The organism is Burkholderia sp. Bp8963 (assembly GCF_003854275.1).
Lineage (GTDB): Bacteria > Pseudomonadota > Gammaproteobacteria > Burkholderiales > Burkholderiaceae > Burkholderia.
On record NZ_QTQP01000001.1, the window covers coordinates 330,441 to 346,079 of the forward strand.

The window sequence follows — 15,639 nt, forward strand, 5'->3', positions numbered from 1 at the left end:
GATTACTATCGGCAAGACAATTGCGATAGCGACCTTCAGGTCGCACCTGTACAAATATACAGTATAGTACTCGTCCGAAACCGGCCCGTCCCCGTGTCCGCACCACGACCCGGGCGCCGTGCCCGCGAGCGCCCCCAGCCTCCCGGCGCCGCTCCCCTGGCCAACCCATTCAGACGGGCAGACAAATTGTCATCCAGCAATCTGATCCGCATTCGCGGAGCGCGTCAGCACAATCTCAAGCATATCGATCTCGACCTGCGCACCGGTGAAATGACGGTCGTCACCGGCCCGTCGGGTTCCGGCAAATCGAGTCTCGTGTTCGACACCCTGTACGCAGAGGGCCAACGGCGCTACGTCGAGACGTTCAGCGCATACGCGCGGCAGTTTCTCGACCGGATGGACCGCCCGCAGGTAGACCGCGTCGACGGCGTGCCGCCCGCGATTGCGATCGACCAGACCAACCCCGTCCGCAGTTCACGCTCGACCGTCGGCACGATGACCGAGCTCAACGACCACCTGAAGCTCCTGTACGCCCGCGCAGCGGAACTGTTCGACTGCAAGACCGCGCAGCCGGTGCGGCACGACACGCCGGAGACGATCTACGCTGACCTCTCCGCGCGCACGACGGATCACGATCCGCGGCTCGTGGTTACGTTTCCGGTCGAGTTGCCGGAAACCGTGACCGATGAGGAAGTCGAGCAGTGGCTGTCGGCGAGCGGCTATACGCGGGTGCAGGCACGGCGCGAGATCGCGTCGCCCACCGGGCCGCGCAAGGTGCTCGACGTGGTGGCCGACCGCTTCCGGCTGCATCAGGTCGACAAGGTGCGCGCCATCGAGGCGATCGAAGCGTCGTTGAAGCGCGGCGGCGGGCGCGTGAACGTCTACGTGCTCGCACAAGCGCCGGACAACGCGACCGACGCGGCAGCGGAGCCGCAAGTCTGGCGCTTCTCCACCGGGCTCCATAGCCCGGACAGCGACCTGCGCTACGCGGATCCGCAGGCGGCGTTGTTCTCGTTCAACTCGGCGTACGGCGCATGCGAAACCTGCCGCGGCTTTGGCCGCGTGATCGGCGTCGATCTCGGCCTCGTGATCCCCGACGAGCGCAAGACGCTGCGCGGCGGCGCGATCAAGCCGATGCAGACGCCCGCGTGGAAGGAATGCCAGGACGACCTGATGCGCTATGCGGCGAAGGCGAACATCCGGCGCGATACGCCGTGGGCCGACCTGACATCCGACGAACGGGACTGGGTCATCAACGGCTCGCCGGACTGGAACGGCAAGTGGCAGAGCCAGTGGTACGGCGTGAAGCGCTTCTTCGCGTACCTCGAATCGAAAGCGTACAAGATGCACATCCGCGTGCTGCTGTCGAAATACCGCAGCTACACGCCATGCGACGTGTGCGGCGGCGCGCGCCTGAAGACGGAGTCGCTGCTGTGGCGGCTCGGCACGAAGGCGAACGCCGACGCGGCGCTCGCGCCTGCCGGCCGCTTCCTGCCGCGCGGCGTCGACTGGACCCGCGCGCAGCTCGAAGCGCTGCCGGGCCTGACGGTGCACGACCTGATGCTGCTGCCGATCGAGCGTATCCGCCGCTTCTTCGACGACATCAGCCTGCCGAGCGCACTGCTCGACGATGCGCTGAAGCTGCTGCTCGCCGAGGTGCGCACGCGGCTGAAGTATCTGTGCGACGTGGGCCTGGGCTACCTGACGCTCGACCGGCAGAGCCGCACGCTGTCCGGCGGCGAGGTGCAACGGATCAACCTGACGACGGCGCTCGGCACCTCGCTCACGAAAACGCTGTTCGTGCTCGACGAGCCGAGCATCGGGCTGCATCCACGCGACCTGAACCGGATCGTCGAGGCGATGCAGCGCTTGCGCGATGCGGGCAATACGCTGGTCGTCGTCGAACACGATCCGTCGGTGATGCTCGCGGCCGACCGGCTGATCGACATGGGCCCCGGCCCGGGCGAGCGCGGCGGCACGATCGTGTACGACGGTACGCCCGGCGCGATCCGTTCGGCCCGCACGCTGACGGGCGAGTATCTCGGCGGCCGCAAGCACGTGGCCCACGCATCGCACTGGGCGCGCCGCGCGGTGGACGCGCACACGCCGCGCATCGTGCTCGAGAGCGCGAGCGAGCACAACCTGCGCGACGTCACGGTCGAGATTCCATTGCAGCGCCTCGTGTGCGTGACCGGCGTATCGGGTTCCGGCAAATCGACGCTGCTGCAGGACGTGCTCTATCCGGCGATGGCGCGGCACCTGGGCAAGGCGACCGAGTCGCCGGGCGCATACCGCAGCCTCACGGGCGCGGAGCAGGTGACCGATGTCGTGTTCGTCGATCAATCGCCGATCGGCAAGACCACACGCTCGAACCCGGCGAGCTATGTCGGCGCGTTCGACGAGATCCGCAAGCTGTTCGCGACGGCGCCGCTCGCGCTGCAGCGTGGCTACAGTGCAGGCACGTTCAGCTTCAACTCGGGCGACGGCCGCTGCCCGACCTGCGGCGGCTCCGGCTTCGAGCACATCGAGATGCAGTTCCTGAGCGACGTCTATCTGCGCTGCCCGGACTGCGACGGCCAGCGCTATCGTGCCGAGGTGCTCGAAGTGCGGATCAAGCGCGATGGCCGCGCACTCAACGTGGCCGAGGTGCTCGACCTGACCGTCAGCGAAGCCGCCGCGTTCTTCGCGGCTGACGCCGAGGTGCTGCGCGTGCTGCAGCCGATCGTCGACGTCGGGCTCGAATACGTAAAACTCGGCCAGCCGGTGCCGACGCTGTCGGGCGGCGAAGCGCAACGCCTGAAGCTGGCGGGCTTTCTCGCCGAGTCGGCGAAGGCCGCCAGCGGGCGCCGTGTCGTCACGAGAGAGGCGCGCGTCGCACGTCTGTTCATGTTCGACGAGCCGACCACGGGGCTGCACTTCGACGACATCGCGAAGCTGATGCAGGCGTTCGGCAAGCTGCTTGCGAGCGGCCATTCGCTGATCGTGATCGAGCACAATCTCGACGTGATCCGCGCGGCCGACTGGCTGATCGATCTCGGTCCGGAAGGCGGCGACGGCGGCGGCCTCGTGCTGTGCGCGGGCACGCCTGACGATGTGAAAGCCTGCGCCGAATCGCATACCGGCGTGGCGTTGTTGCACTACGACCGCGCAATGGCCGCCGATATCGAGCCCGCAGAGGAGGGCGTGCCGTTGCAGGCCGCGTTGAGCGCGGCGCGCGCGCGACGCGAAGTCGAAGGCGAGGACATCGTGCGGATCGTCAACGCGCGCGAGCACAACCTGAAGGCGCTCGACGTCGACATTCCGCACGGCAAGTTCAACGTGGTCACCGGCGTGTCCGGTTCCGGCAAGTCGACGCTCGCGTTCGACATCCTCTTTCACGAAGGGCAGCGCCGCTACCTCGAATCGCTGAACGCATACGCGCGCTCGATCGTGCAGCCGGCGGGGCGCCCCGAAGTCGACGCGGTGTACGGCATTCCGCCGACCGTCGCGATCGAGCAGCGGCTGTCGCGCGGCGGCCGCAAGAGCACGGTCGCGACGACGTCCGAAGTGTGGCACTTCCTGCGGCTACTTTACGTGAAGCTCGGCCTTCAGCACTGCATCCACGACGGCACGCCGGTGACGTCGCAATCCGTCGAATCGATCGCCGCGCAATTGCTGCGCGATCACCGCGGCGATCACGTCGGGCTGCTCGCGCCGCTCGTCGTCAATCGCAAGGGCGTGTACACGGATCTCGCGAAGTGGGCGAAGGCGCGCGGCAGCACGCATCTGCGCGTCGACGGCGAATTCGTGACGGTGGACCCGTGGCCGAAGCTCGATCGCTTCCGCGAACATACGATCGAGCTGCCGGTGGCCGACATCGTCGTGTCGCCGGACCACGAAGCCGAGCTGCGGCAGCGCCTGAACGAGACGCTCGAGCTCGGCAAGGGCGTGATGCATCTGCTCGCGCCGCTCGACGGCCTGCATCATGCGATGGCCAACGATCATTCGACCGCGCGGATCGGCGAGGTCAAGGTGCTGTCGGTCAAGCGCGCGTGCCCCGAGTGCGGCACGAGCTACCCGGAGCTGGACCCGCGGATGTTCTCGTACAACAGCAAGCACGGCTGGTGCACGACCTGCGTGGGAACCGGCGTCACGCTCACGCGCGAACAGCGCGCGGCCTACGACGATACGGTGCTCGCCGAAGACGGTCGCGGCCGCGAGCAGACGCTGCCTTCGGACGAGCAGGAACCGGAAGGCGTCGGCGACGAGCCGTGCCCGGATTGCGGCGGCACGCGGCTGAACCCGTCCGCGCGCGCGGTGACCTTCGAAGGCCATCCGATCGTCGATGTCGCGCAATGGACGGTGTCGGATACGCGTCGCTGGATCGACGGTCTGCAGCTCGCCGGGCGGGACGCGCAGATCGCGCGCGACATCGTCAGCGAGATCGGCAGCCGTCTCGCGTTTCTCGAGGAAGTCGGGCTCGGCTACCTGAGCCTCGATCGCGCGGCGCCGAGCCTGTCGGGCGGCGAGGCCCAGCGTATCCGTCTCGCCGCGCAACTGGGCAGCAACCTGCAGGGCGTGTGCTACGTGCTCGACGAGCCGACGATCGGCCTGCATCCGCGCGACAACCAGATCCTGCTGAACGCGCTGCGCAAGCTCGGCGACAAGGGCAATACGCTCGTCGTCGTCGAGCATGACGAAGACACGATACGCCGCGCCGATCACATCATCGACGTCGGCCCGGGCGCCGGCAAGCGCGGCGGCACGCTGGTCGCGCAGGGCGGGGTCGCGGATCTCGCCGCGCAGCCCGACTCGTTGACGGGGCGCTTCCTCGCACAACCGATCGTGCATCCGCTGCAGCCGCGCCGCAGCGTGAACCTGCCGGGCGCGAAGGACGGCGCGGCGGTGCCGGAGACCTGGCTGACGGTGCATGGCGGCAAGCTGCACAACCTGCGCGACGTCACGGTCGGCATTCCGCTTGGGCGGCTCGTCGCGGTGACGGGCGTGAGCGGCTCGGGCAAGTCGACGCTCGCGCGCGACGTGCTGATGACGAACCTGCTCGATGCGGTGGGCCGCTCGGTGCTGTCGTCGCCGGCCACGCGACGCGCGCGCAAGGCGGCAGAGCAGGCGGCCCCGCAGGCGGCGAACCGCCGCGCGAGCGTGCTGGCGCGCAGCGCGCCAAGGCCGTCGCTCAACGTCACGCATGCGTGGCAGGGCTGCGAGTCGATCAGCGGCTGGGAGCATATCGATCGCGTGCTCGAAGTCGATCAGACACCGATCGGCAAGACGCCGCGCTCATGCCCGGCGACTTATATCGGCGTGTGGGACGCCATCCGCAAGCTGTTCGCGGACACGCTGGAGGCGCGCGCGCGCGGCTACACGGCGTCGCGTTTCTCGTTCAACACCGGCGACGGGCGTTGCCCCGCCTGCGAAGGGCAGGGCGTGCGCACGATCGGCATGAGCTTCCTGCCCGATGTGAAGGTGCCGTGCGATGTGTGCCACGGGCAGCGCTTCAATCCGGAGACGCTCGCGGTCACGTGGCGCGGCCGGAACATCGGCGACGTGCTGACGATGGAGATCGACGAAGCGGTGGAGTTTTTCGCGCCGATCTCGAACATCGCGCATCCGCTGCAACTGATGAAGGACGTCGGCCTCGGTTACCTGACGCTCGGTCAGCCATCGCCGACCTTGTCCGGCGGCGAGGCGCAGCGTATCAAGCTCGTCACCGAACTCAGCAAGGTGCGCGACGACATCACACGGCGCGGCCAGAAAGCGCCGCATACGCTGTACGTGCTCGACGAGCCGACCGTGGGCCTGCATATGGCCGACGTCGCGAAGCTGATTCATGTGCTGCATCGGCTCGTGGATGCGGGGCACAGTGTCGTCGTGATCGAGCACGATCTCGATGTGATCGCGGAAGCGGACTGGATCATCGACCTCGGGCCGGAGGGGGGCGTGGGCGGCGGCGCGATCGTGGCGGCCGCGCATCCGGAAGGGCTCGTGCAGGTGAGCGCGAGTCATACAGGGCGCGCGCTCGAACCCGTGCTGGCGCGAAGCCGCGCTGATCGGGGCGAACACGGGCGAAGAGGTGAGGCAGGAGTCGGTTGAACGGGATGCTTCGATGCATGGGCCCGGTGCCGAGAAAGGCGCCGGTGCTGGCATTGCGGGGATTCCACCGCGCCTGCCGCGGTGAGGCCGCGCGGGCGACATGCGTTTTGCGATCGCGCGATGTGCTGCGTGACTGCCCGCGCAGAACGATACGAGGCGGCGCCCTGTGAGAGAATCACTCGGTCGCGTGACTGGCGCCGAGAGATAGAAGACTATCGGGAAGCGCGACCGCCGTCATTTCGCCGCGCGCCTGGGCTCATTTCTCAATGAAACGCTCCAATGCCCAGGACTATGCAGCCGATATTTTCCCTCATTCGTTTCCATGCGCCGGCACGCGCATTCCTCACGTCGCCGATGGGCTTTGCGGCGGGAGGAATCTGATGGCCATCTGCCGCTTCGAAGACGCGATCCGGAAACGGGCGCTCGTCATGCATGGCTTCAGCCACAAGATCGTCGCCAGAACGCCGGACGAATTACCCGCGTCGTTCGACGCGATCGAGAAGGCACAGCGGGACGGGTGCTGGGTCGCGCTGATGCTCTCCTTTTCTCTCGGCGAATGGCTCGAGCCCGCGCTGGCGAGAGGCGATTCTCATCCGACCCGCCATGATGGCCCGCGCCTGACTGCCCTCGTGTTCGAGCGGGCCGTCGACGAAGCGCCTTGGGGGCCACCGCTTGCGTCCGAATCCGGCCGTATCGTCGAAGTCGCACCACGGATCGATTTCAGCGAATACCAAAAGAAAATCGCGCACATCAAGCAATGGATCGAAGCGGGCGAGGTCTATCAGATCAATTTCACGCTCCCGGTCGACGTCAGGATGACAGGGGAGCCAGAGGGGCTGTATAGGGAACTGATCAATCGGCATCCGGTGTCGCACGCGGCCTATATCGACGACGGCGAATCGTACGTGCTGTCGTTTTCACCGGAGCTCTTTCTGTCGCGCAGCGGCAACATGCTGACCAGCCGCCCAATGAAAGGCACCGCCCCGCGGCACACGGATCCGGCTGCCGACCTGGCGTCGGCCGAAGCGCTCAAGGCAAGTACGAAGGACAGGGCCGAGAACGCGATGATTGTCGATCTGCTGCGGAACGACATGGGAAGGATCGCCCGCGTCGGCTCGGTCAATGTCGACAAGCTGTTCGATCTCGAACGCTACCCGTCCATCTGGACGCTGACGTCCACCATCAAGGCCGACGTCGGTCGTACCTCGTTTCGCGACATATTGCGTGCACTGTTTCCGTGCGGCTCGGTTGTCGGCGCACCGAAGATCGCGGCGATGCGTTATATCAGGCAACTGGAACTCGACGATCGCGGCCTGTATTGCGGCAGCATCGGATGGCTGGCGCCGGATGGCGATTTCTCGCTGAACGTTGCCATTCGCACGCTTGTGCTCGATAAGGACGGTTCCGGCGTGTACGGCGTGGGCGGCGGCATCGTGCTGGATTCGGAGGCCGATCTCGAATGGTCCGAGTGCCAATGGAAGTCGCGCATTCTGGAGGCCGGTGGTGGCGAAGGGTGGACGTCACATTGCGCGCAAGGTTGCGATAGCGTCTAGCCCGTCTGCCTGCGCGTCGCGAAGTAACGCGCGGGCGAATCGCCAAACGCGCGGCGGAACATCGCGATGAAATTGCTCGGCGTTGCGTAGCCGAGCGCGTCCGCGATGTTGGCGACGCTGTCGCCGTTCGCGAGACGTTCGAGCGCGTGCGTAAGACGCGCCTGCTGCCGCCATTGCGCAAAACTCGTACCGGTCTCCGCGACGAACAGCCGACTCAGCGTGCGTGCGGACAGGCCGGCCCATTCGGCCCACGCGTCGAGCGTGCGGCCGTCGTGCGGCTGTCCGAGGATCGCGTTGGCGATCCGCAGCAGCCGCCGGTCGCGCGGCATCGGCAAGTGCAGCGGTTCGTGCGGCGCGCGGCCCATCTCGTCGAGCAGCACGAGGCTGATACGCGTCTGCTCGATGTCGAGCCGATCCTGATCGGCCCACGACGTCGCGCGGCGCACGAGCGCGCGCATCAGCTCGGTGATCGCGATCACGCAGGGCTGGCCCGGCATCCTGCGGCTCGCGGCAGGCGCGATCACGACGCTCCAGCCGCTCAGCGCACCGCTGATGCTGACCTTGTGCTGCTCGCCCGGCGGAATCCAGCCCGCGCGATGCGGCGGCAGCAGCCACGAACCATGCGGCGTGCGCACGTGTGCGAAACCGCTTTCCACGCAGAACACCTGGCCTCGCAGATGACTGTGCCAGTCGACCTCACGGGTGCCGAGCCGATACGCATTGCTGCCATTGTCTTCGCCCCAGACGGCGATCAGCGACGGGCCGTCCGCGCGCTCGCTCGGATCGACGTCGGCGCGCGGCACCGCGCGCGGCGGAGAAACTTCACGGATGGGCATGGCCGGAATTCATTATTTTTAGTCCAAACAACATTATCAGCTTTGCCTGGGCGCGTCCAACAATGCAAGTCGTGTTCAACACGATACGAAGCAGAGGAATGCGATGCGTGCAGCACTTGCTCCCTGGACACGCGATGCCTGCGCGATGCGCGTTGCGTCGCGAATGGCCGTCGCCGCGGCGCTCGCCGTGCTCGGCGCGTGCGCGAGCCGCGACGGGCTCGCGCCCGTCGGCACGCTGCGCACCGTCGACACGATCGCCGCGGCGCGAAGCATCGCGCATGAGCCGGCCGCCGACTGGCCGGCTGCCGACTGGTGGCGCGCGCTGAACGATCCGCAACTGAATGCGCTGATCGACGAAGCACTCGCCGGCAATCCCGATCTCGCGACCGCCGATTCGCGCGCTAGCGAAGCGCAGGCGCTGGTGATCGAAGCACAGGCCGCACGCGTGCCGCACGTTGTCGGCCGCGCGGGCGCGAAGGCCGAGCGGCTGTCCGGCACCCAGTACTCGACGGGCGAAGGCGGCGGCTTCTTCAGCCACACACGCGAGATGAATCTCGGCTTCAGTTGGGATCTCGATCTGTGGGGCGGCCGCCGCGCCGCATGGGAGGCCGCGCTCGGCGAAGCACGCGCCGCGCGGATCGACGCGCAGGCTGCACGCATCATGCTGTCCGTCAACGTCGCTCGCGCGTATGTGAACCTCGCGTACGCGTTCGATCAGCAGGATGTCGCGCGTGCCGAATACGACCGCGCCGACGAAGCGCTCTCGCTGACGCGCCAGCGCGTCTCGAAAGGCATCGACAACGTCGCTCAGCAGCGCCAGGCGGAAAGCGAGGTCGCGGCCGCGACGCGCGAGCAGGCGCGCGCGGCGCAGACGATCGACAGCGCGCGCATCGCGCTCGCCATCCTGCTCGGCGCAGGCCCCGATCGCGGCCTCGCGCTCGTTCGTCCCGCGCCGTTGCCGGCCGCCGCGCTCGCGGTGCCGGCGGATCTGCCGGCCGCGCTGCTCGGCCGGCGTGCGGATCTCGTCGCCGCACGCTGGCGCGTCGAAGCGGCGAGCCGCAACGTCGTCGCCGCCCGCGCGGATTTTCTGCCCAACGTCAGTCTGACCGCGCTGATCGGGCTCGCGACACGCGGCGGCGCATCGCTGTTCCAGGCCGCATCGCGCACCTACAACGCGAGTCCGGCCGTGAGTCTGCCGATCTTCGACGGCGGCGCGCGGCGCGGCGTGCTGCGCAAACGAGACGCGCAATACGACCTCGCGGTCGCCGGCTACAACAAGACGCTGATCGGTGCGATCGGCGAAGTGGCCGACGATCTGCAGCGCCTGCGCTCGCTCGCGGTGCAGGCCGATGCGCAGCAGCTTGCGTACGATTCCGCCACCGATGCCTGGCGACTCGCGGACGCGCGCTATCGGGCCGGCGTCGGCAGCTACCTCGACGCGCTCGTCGTCCGCCAGCAACTGCTGATCGCGAGCCGTGAGGTCGCCGCGCTGCGCGCGCAGCGCGCGGACCAATCGCTGCAACTCGTCGCCGCGCTGGGCGGCGGCTTCCGGGCCGAGCCGGACGACGTCGCGCTCGCCGCCACTCCTTCCCACCGTCCTTGACATCGAACCATGAGCAGCGACAACACTCCGCAGACTCCCGCGCGGCCCGCAGCCGCCGATTCCGCCAGTGCCCGCCCGCATCCGGCGGCCGACCACGCCGGTGCGCCGCGCGAGCCGGACGCCCCTGACGCCCGCACAAAACCGGCGCCGCCACCGCCGGCCGCGCGACGCAAGCGGCTCGTGCGCGCGCTCGTGGCCGTGTTCGCGCTCGGCATCGCAGGGTGGGGGATCTGGTACGCACTCGTCGGCCGATGGTTCGAAGCCACCGACAACGCGTACGCGCAAGGCAACGTCGTCGAGTTGACGCCGCAGGTGACGGGCACCGTCGTGTCGATCGATGCGGACGACGGCAACCTTGTCCGCGCCGGCACGCCGATCGTCCGTCTCGACGCAAGCGACGCCCGGGTCGCGCTCGAGGCCGCCCAGGCCGACCTCGCGGCAACGGTACGCAAGGTTCGCGGCCTGTATAGCAACGAGCGCGGGCTCGCGAACAGCATCGACGGTGCACGCGCCGAACTCGACACCCGACGCACCGCGCTCGACAGCGCGAAGGCCGACTACCGGCGCCGCGAGGATCTCGGCCGCTCCGGCGCGATTTCGCGCGAGGAACTGGCCCATGCGCGCGACACGCTGACGGCGTCACAAAGCGCGTATGCGGCCGCGCAAAGCGCACTCGCGACGTTGCGCGAGCAGCATCAGACGAGCAGGGCGCTCGTCGACGACACGGCTGTCGCGTCACACCCCGACGTGCAGGCCGCGGCGGCACGGCTGCGCGCCGCGTACCTGCAGCGCGCACGCACCGACGTGGTCGCACCCGTCACCGGTTATGTCGCGAAGCGCACGGTGCAGGTCGGACAACGCGCGTCGCCCGGCGTGCCGCTGCTCGCGGTCGTGCCGCTGCGCGAGCTGTGGATCGACGCGAACTTCACCGAGAAGCAGCTCGAGCACATGCGCATCGGGCAACCGGTCGAGCTGACTGCCGATCTGTATGGCGGCGCCGTGCGCTATAGCGGCCGCGTGCAGAGCCTCGGCGTCGGCACCGGCGGCGCGTTCTCGCTGCTGCCCGCGCAGAACGCGACCGGCAACTGGATCAAGATCGTGCAGCGGCTGCCCGTGCGCATCGAGCTGACGGATCCGGCCCAGCTCGACGCGCATCCGTTGCGGATCGGCCTGTCGATGCACGCACGCGTCGACCTGCACGACCGCAGCGGTCCGATGCTGTCGCAGCGCGTGCAGCGCGCCCCCGTGTTCCGCACCGACGTGTACCGCGACGAGCTCGCGCGGGCCGACAGCCTGATCGCCGAGGTCGTGCAGGCGAACCTGCCCGTGGCGGGGCGCGCGGAGCGTGTGCGATGAGCGGCCCTATGCCGGCCCCGGCCGCCGATGGCGGCTTTCGTCCGTCAAGCGTCGCGCTGACCACCTTCGGCCTCGCGCTCGCGGTGTTCATGCAGGTGCTCGACGGCACCGTCGCGAACGTGTCGCTATCGACGATCGCCGGCAACTTCGGCGTGAGTGCGACGCAGGGCGCATGGGTCGTCACGACGTTCGCGGTCAGCAATGCTGTCGCGCTGCCGTTGACCGGGTTTCTCGTCAAGCGCTTCGGGCAGGTCAGGCTGTTCGTGTGGGCAACGCTCGCGTTCACGTTCGCCTCGCTGCTGTGCGGCCTCGCGCAAAACCTGCCACAGCTCGTCGCGTTCCGTGCGCTGCAGGGCGCGGTGGCCGGACCGATGATCCCGACCACGCAGGCGTTGATGCTGTCGATCTACCCGCCGCAACGGCGCGGCTTCGCGCTGTCGATGATCGCGATGGTCACCGTCGTCGCGCCGATCGCGGGCCCCGTGTTCGGCGGCTGGATCACCGAGCATTACACGTGGCGCTGGGCGTTCCTGATCAACCTGCCGATCGGCGTGTTCGCCGCGCTGTGCGTGTTCGTGCAGATGCGCGCGCGCGTCGAGACGACGGTCGCCGCGCGCGTCGACTACGTCGGCCTCGCGGCGCTCGTGATCGGCGTCGGTGCGCTGCAGATCGTGCTCGACAAAGGCAACGACGCCGACTGGTTCAACTCGCCGTTCATCGTCGTGATGTCGGTGATCGCCGCGTTCGGCATCGCACTGTTTCTGATCTGGGAGCTCAATGAACCGAATCCGATCGTGAACCTGCGGCTCTTCGCGCGTCGCAACTTCGCGGCCGGTACGCTGACTCTTGTGCTTGCGTACTCGGCGTTCTTCGCGGTCAACGTGATCGTCCCGCAGTGGCTGCAGCGCACGCTCGGCTACACCGCGTTCTGGGCCGGGCTCGCCGTCGCGCCGATGGGCGTGATCCCCGTGCTGATGACGCCGTTCATGGGCAAGTACGCGCCGCGCTTCAACATGCGCGTGCTCGTCTGCTGCGCGTTCGCGATCTTCGGCACGTCGTCGTTCCTGCGCGCAGGCTTCGTGGCCGACGTCGACTTCACGCACATCGCGCTGATCCAGCTGCTGCAGGGCCTCGGCCTCGCCCTGTTCATCATGCCGATCAACAGCATCCTGCTGTCCGACCTGAAGCCGGACGAGATCGCCGCCGGCTCCGGCCTGTCGACGTTCCTGCGCACGCTCGGCGCGAGCTTCGCCGTCTCGATCACGTCGTTCCTGTGGGACCGGCGCGCGATCCTGCATCATGCGCAGCTCGGCGAACACGTGAGCACGTTCGATCCGGCCGTGCGGGCCAGGCTCGCAGAACTCGGCGGCGGCGATCCGCGGCACGCGGCGATGCTGCTGAACCATCTGCTCGACACACAGGCCTACCAGATCTCGTTCAACGACGTTTCGTTCGCGCTCGGCTGCGTGTATTTCGCCGTAATCGCGGTGGTGTGGCTGGCTCGCCCGCCGTTCGGCCCCGGCGCCGGCGCAAAACGATGAAGCGGGCGGCTCGCGGCCCGTTCCGGCCCAACCAGCAATTCGCACCCGACACCCAGTTCCGTAGTCCGGGCCGAGTTGTCGAATTGGTCGTAGGCAACGGGACAGATGGGTTGCGGCATGCCGGCGCGTAGCGCCTGACTGGTCGAGCCGATTCGCCATGGTAAACATTGCACCGGGCTCTTCGTCCAACCCAGGCTCACGACGCCCGCAACTCACGTACCCCCTTGCCAATCCGCCGCCGCAGCAGCGTGCGCAAGGTGACGCCGTCTGCGTAGCCGACCTGCTCGGCGATACGATCCACGCTGTCCTTGCTCGTTTTCAGCAGGTGAACGGCGCGCTCGATCCGCAGATCCTGGATGTATTCGACCGGCGTTTTACCGAGCACATCATTCAGACGTCGCGTCAAGGTCCGCTTGCTCGTCGCCAATGCGTCCGCGACGTCATCGAGTGCGATTGCCGTGTCGAGGTGCTCGCGCACCCAGCGGTCGAAACGCTCGACGAGCGGGTCCGAATGGGACAGATGATCGGAGATCGCAAAGGCGGACTGTGACGGGCGCGAATCGAATACGAGGTACCTGGCCACGAGTGCCGCAAGCTCGGGGCTGTTGTGGCGGATCAGCCAGAGCGCAAGGTCGAGATGGCTCAGGGCCGCTCCTGCCGTCACCGTGCTGCCGCTGGGAACGACGATGCGATGCGCATCCAGGTGCACGTCGGGGTAACGCTGCCGGAACAGCGGCGAGAGCCACCAGGTGGTCGTGGCTTCGCGCCCGTCGAGCAAGCCGCTTTCGGCCAGTACGAAGGTACCCGTGCAGGCGGCTCCGATCTGGGCGCCGGCACGGTGCCACGAGCGCAATGCACCTAGCGCATCGATCACGTCGGCCCGGCCGAGCGAAGGCACGAGCAGGTCCGTCGTCGTCCTGTTGAGCGCCGGTACGACGACCCAATCCGGGGTGGGGGCGTCTGTTACATCGCAGACGGGAACCTGCAGCCCAAGCGCGGTGCGCACCTCCGGCCGCATCCCCGCAACGGTGATGTCGAAGCCCGGCGTGGCCATCCCCGTCGAGCGCGCCAGTTCGTTAGCCGTCGTCAACCCATCGAGCACGGTCACGAGGCCTGTGTCGAACACCCCCTCGAGGGCCAGGACAAAAATTCGCATGGCAGGATCGATATCAAAACTGTCGATCGCGACAGTATTTCCCCGGGCGCTCCGTTTGTAAAGTGTCGCTCACCGAGTGAATGGATCACGCGGATACTGGAGAGCAAAGATGATCAAGCACGCATTATTTGTCCGACTTGAAGCCAGGCCGGGAAAGGAACAGGCCGTCGCGGACTTCCTTACCGCCGGCTTTGAACTGACCAATCGGGAGGCGGGCACGCCGATCTGGTTCGCCCTCAAGCTGTCGCCGACGACGTTCGGCGTCTTCGATGCTTTTGCGAGTGAAGAAGATCAGCAGGCACACCTCGCCGGCGACATGGCCAATGCGTTGATGGCGCGCGTCGACGAGATGCTGGCGAGCCCGCCGTCGGTCGAGCCGATCGACGTCCTGGCGATGAAGAACAAGCTGGCCTGACGCCTGAACGGCGGTTTTCCAGAAACTTATCGGAGGTTAAATTGTTTGCACTGCGAAAAACACTGACCGTCGCCGTCATGGTTGCCATGACCGGCACGATGGCTTACGCCGAGTCGAAACCGGCTGTGAAAGATATCGTCATTGTCCATGGCGCACTGGTGGACGGCTCAGGCTGGCGGGCCGTCTACGACATCCTGACGCAGGACGGTTTTCATGTGGGCATCGTGCAGGAGCCACTCACTGGGCTCGCCGAGGACGTCGATGCGACCAAACGCGTCGTCGATCAGCAGAAGGGCCCTGTCGTGCTGGTCGGTCATAGCTATGGCGGCTCCGTGATCACGGAGGCGGGTGCTGACCCGAAGGTCAGTGCGCTCGTCTACGTGGCTGCGCTCCAACCCGATGCAGGAGAAGCCAGCGGTCAGCTTCTGTCGAAGTTCGCCGCGCCCAACGATGCGATGCGGGCCACGCCGGACAAGCATTTCTTCATTCCACCGGCGCAATTCCACGCGACCTATGCCGCGGATGTCTCGCCGTCGGACGCTCGATTCCTGGCGGATTCCCAGGTGCAACTCGCCGAGAAGGCTTTGGGCGCGCCTGTCACGGTGGCGGCATGGCGAACCAAACCGAGCTATGCAGTCCTGACCACCCGGGATCATGTCGTAAGCCCTCAGCTTCAGCGCTGGATGTATCAGCGTTCGGGGGCGAAGGTGACCGAGGTGAGTGCAAGCCACGCGGTGTTTATGTCTCAGCCGGCCGCGGTCGCTCGAGTGATCGAGGCTGCCGCAAAGTAGACGGTAGACGGATCGGCCGCTGATGATTTCGATGGGGCATGTCTGCTTTGGGTTGAAGGCCAATACCATTGCAAGTCGGCATGCCCCCATATCTTTGTCCAGCTTCCGGTTGCCCGGAAACCCGCGCTTACGCGACGCCAATCCCGCCGCACCGGATCGACAAAGTGGATCTGGAAAACGCGCTTGGCCAGGTCGATGGCGATCGTCGTGGGCTCCATGGAATCTCTCCTGAACGGAAGAATGGACAAGACACTGTCGCACATCCGTACCAGGAACCCAGAAAGCGGAGACAGGCGCTGGA

The 15,639-nt window shown here is 67.1% G+C and carries 9 protein-coding genes and 1 riboswitch; of the genes, 7 read left to right on the forward strand and 2 right to left on the reverse strand.

Annotation, left to right across the window (positions count from 1 at the left end):
* Positions 1–186: 186 nt before the first annotated feature.
* The gene (uvrA, locus tag DID96_RS01520) at positions 187–6,087 is read left to right on the forward strand and encodes an excinuclease ABC subunit UvrA (RefSeq protein ID WP_124597502.1); all 5,901 of its coding nucleotides are present in this window, start codon (positions 187–189) and stop codon (positions 6,085–6,087) included.
* Positions 6,088–6,264: 177 nt separating this feature from the next.
* Positions 6,265–6,350, forward strand: a riboswitch (ZMP/ZTP riboswitch).
* 117 nt (positions 6,351–6,467) lie between these two features.
* Positions 6,468–7,640, forward strand: a complete 1,173-nt coding sequence (locus tag DID96_RS01525) for an aminodeoxychorismate synthase component I (protein ID WP_124597576.1) — start codon at positions 6,468–6,470, stop codon at positions 7,638–7,640.
* Here DID96_RS01525 and DID96_RS01530 read toward each other — a convergent pair.
* Positions 7,637–8,476 (reverse strand): helix-turn-helix domain-containing protein, encoded by an 840-nt coding sequence (locus DID96_RS01530; protein ID WP_124597503.1) that lies wholly within the window; start codon positions 8,474–8,476, stop codon positions 7,637–7,639. The two genes, DID96_RS01525 and DID96_RS01530, sit on opposite strands and share 4 nt — an antisense overlap.
* A gap of 163 nt (positions 8,477–8,639) precedes the next feature.
* Between DID96_RS01530 and DID96_RS01535 the strand changes: the two genes are divergently transcribed.
* From DID96_RS01535 to DID96_RS01545, 3 genes are read left to right on the forward strand one after another with little or no spacing between them, the layout of a single operon-like run.
* A complete protein-coding gene (locus tag DID96_RS01535; protein WP_260463766.1) occupies positions 8,640–10,079 on the forward strand; it encodes an efflux transporter outer membrane subunit in 1,440 nt (479 codons plus the stop codon).
* A 9-nt stretch (positions 10,080–10,088) separates the two neighbouring features.
* Positions 10,089–11,435, forward strand: coding sequence for an HlyD family efflux transporter periplasmic adaptor subunit (locus tag DID96_RS01540; RefSeq protein WP_124597505.1), 1,347 nt, complete (start codon positions 10,089–10,091; stop codon positions 11,433–11,435).
* On the forward strand, positions 11,432–12,976 hold the full coding sequence (locus tag DID96_RS01545) for a DHA2 family efflux MFS transporter permease subunit (protein ID WP_124597506.1): 1,545 nt from the start codon (positions 11,432–11,434) through the stop codon (positions 12,974–12,976). Before DID96_RS01540 ends, DID96_RS01545 begins: the two co-directional genes overlap by 4 nt.
* Positions 12,977–13,172: 196 nt before the next feature.
* Here DID96_RS01545 and DID96_RS01550 read toward each other — a convergent pair whose 3' ends face one another.
* Positions 13,173–14,132, reverse strand: a complete 960-nt coding sequence (locus tag DID96_RS01550) for a GlxA family transcriptional regulator (protein ID WP_124597507.1) — start codon at positions 14,130–14,132, stop codon at positions 13,173–13,175.
* A 109-nt stretch (positions 14,133–14,241) separates the two neighbouring features.
* Here DID96_RS01550 and DID96_RS01555 point away from each other — a divergent pair, with 109 nt between their 5' ends.
* Both DID96_RS01555 and DID96_RS01560 read left to right on the forward strand, forming a co-directional pair.
* Positions 14,242–14,547 (forward strand): putative quinol monooxygenase, encoded by a 306-nt coding sequence (locus DID96_RS01555; RefSeq protein WP_124597508.1) that lies wholly within the window; start codon positions 14,242–14,244, stop codon positions 14,545–14,547.
* A gap of 41 nt (positions 14,548–14,588) precedes the next feature.
* Complete coding sequence (locus tag DID96_RS01560; protein WP_124597509.1) at positions 14,589–15,338, forward strand: alpha/beta fold hydrolase; 750 nt, start codon at positions 14,589–14,591, stop codon at positions 15,336–15,338.
* Positions 15,339–15,639 lie beyond the last annotated feature (301 nt).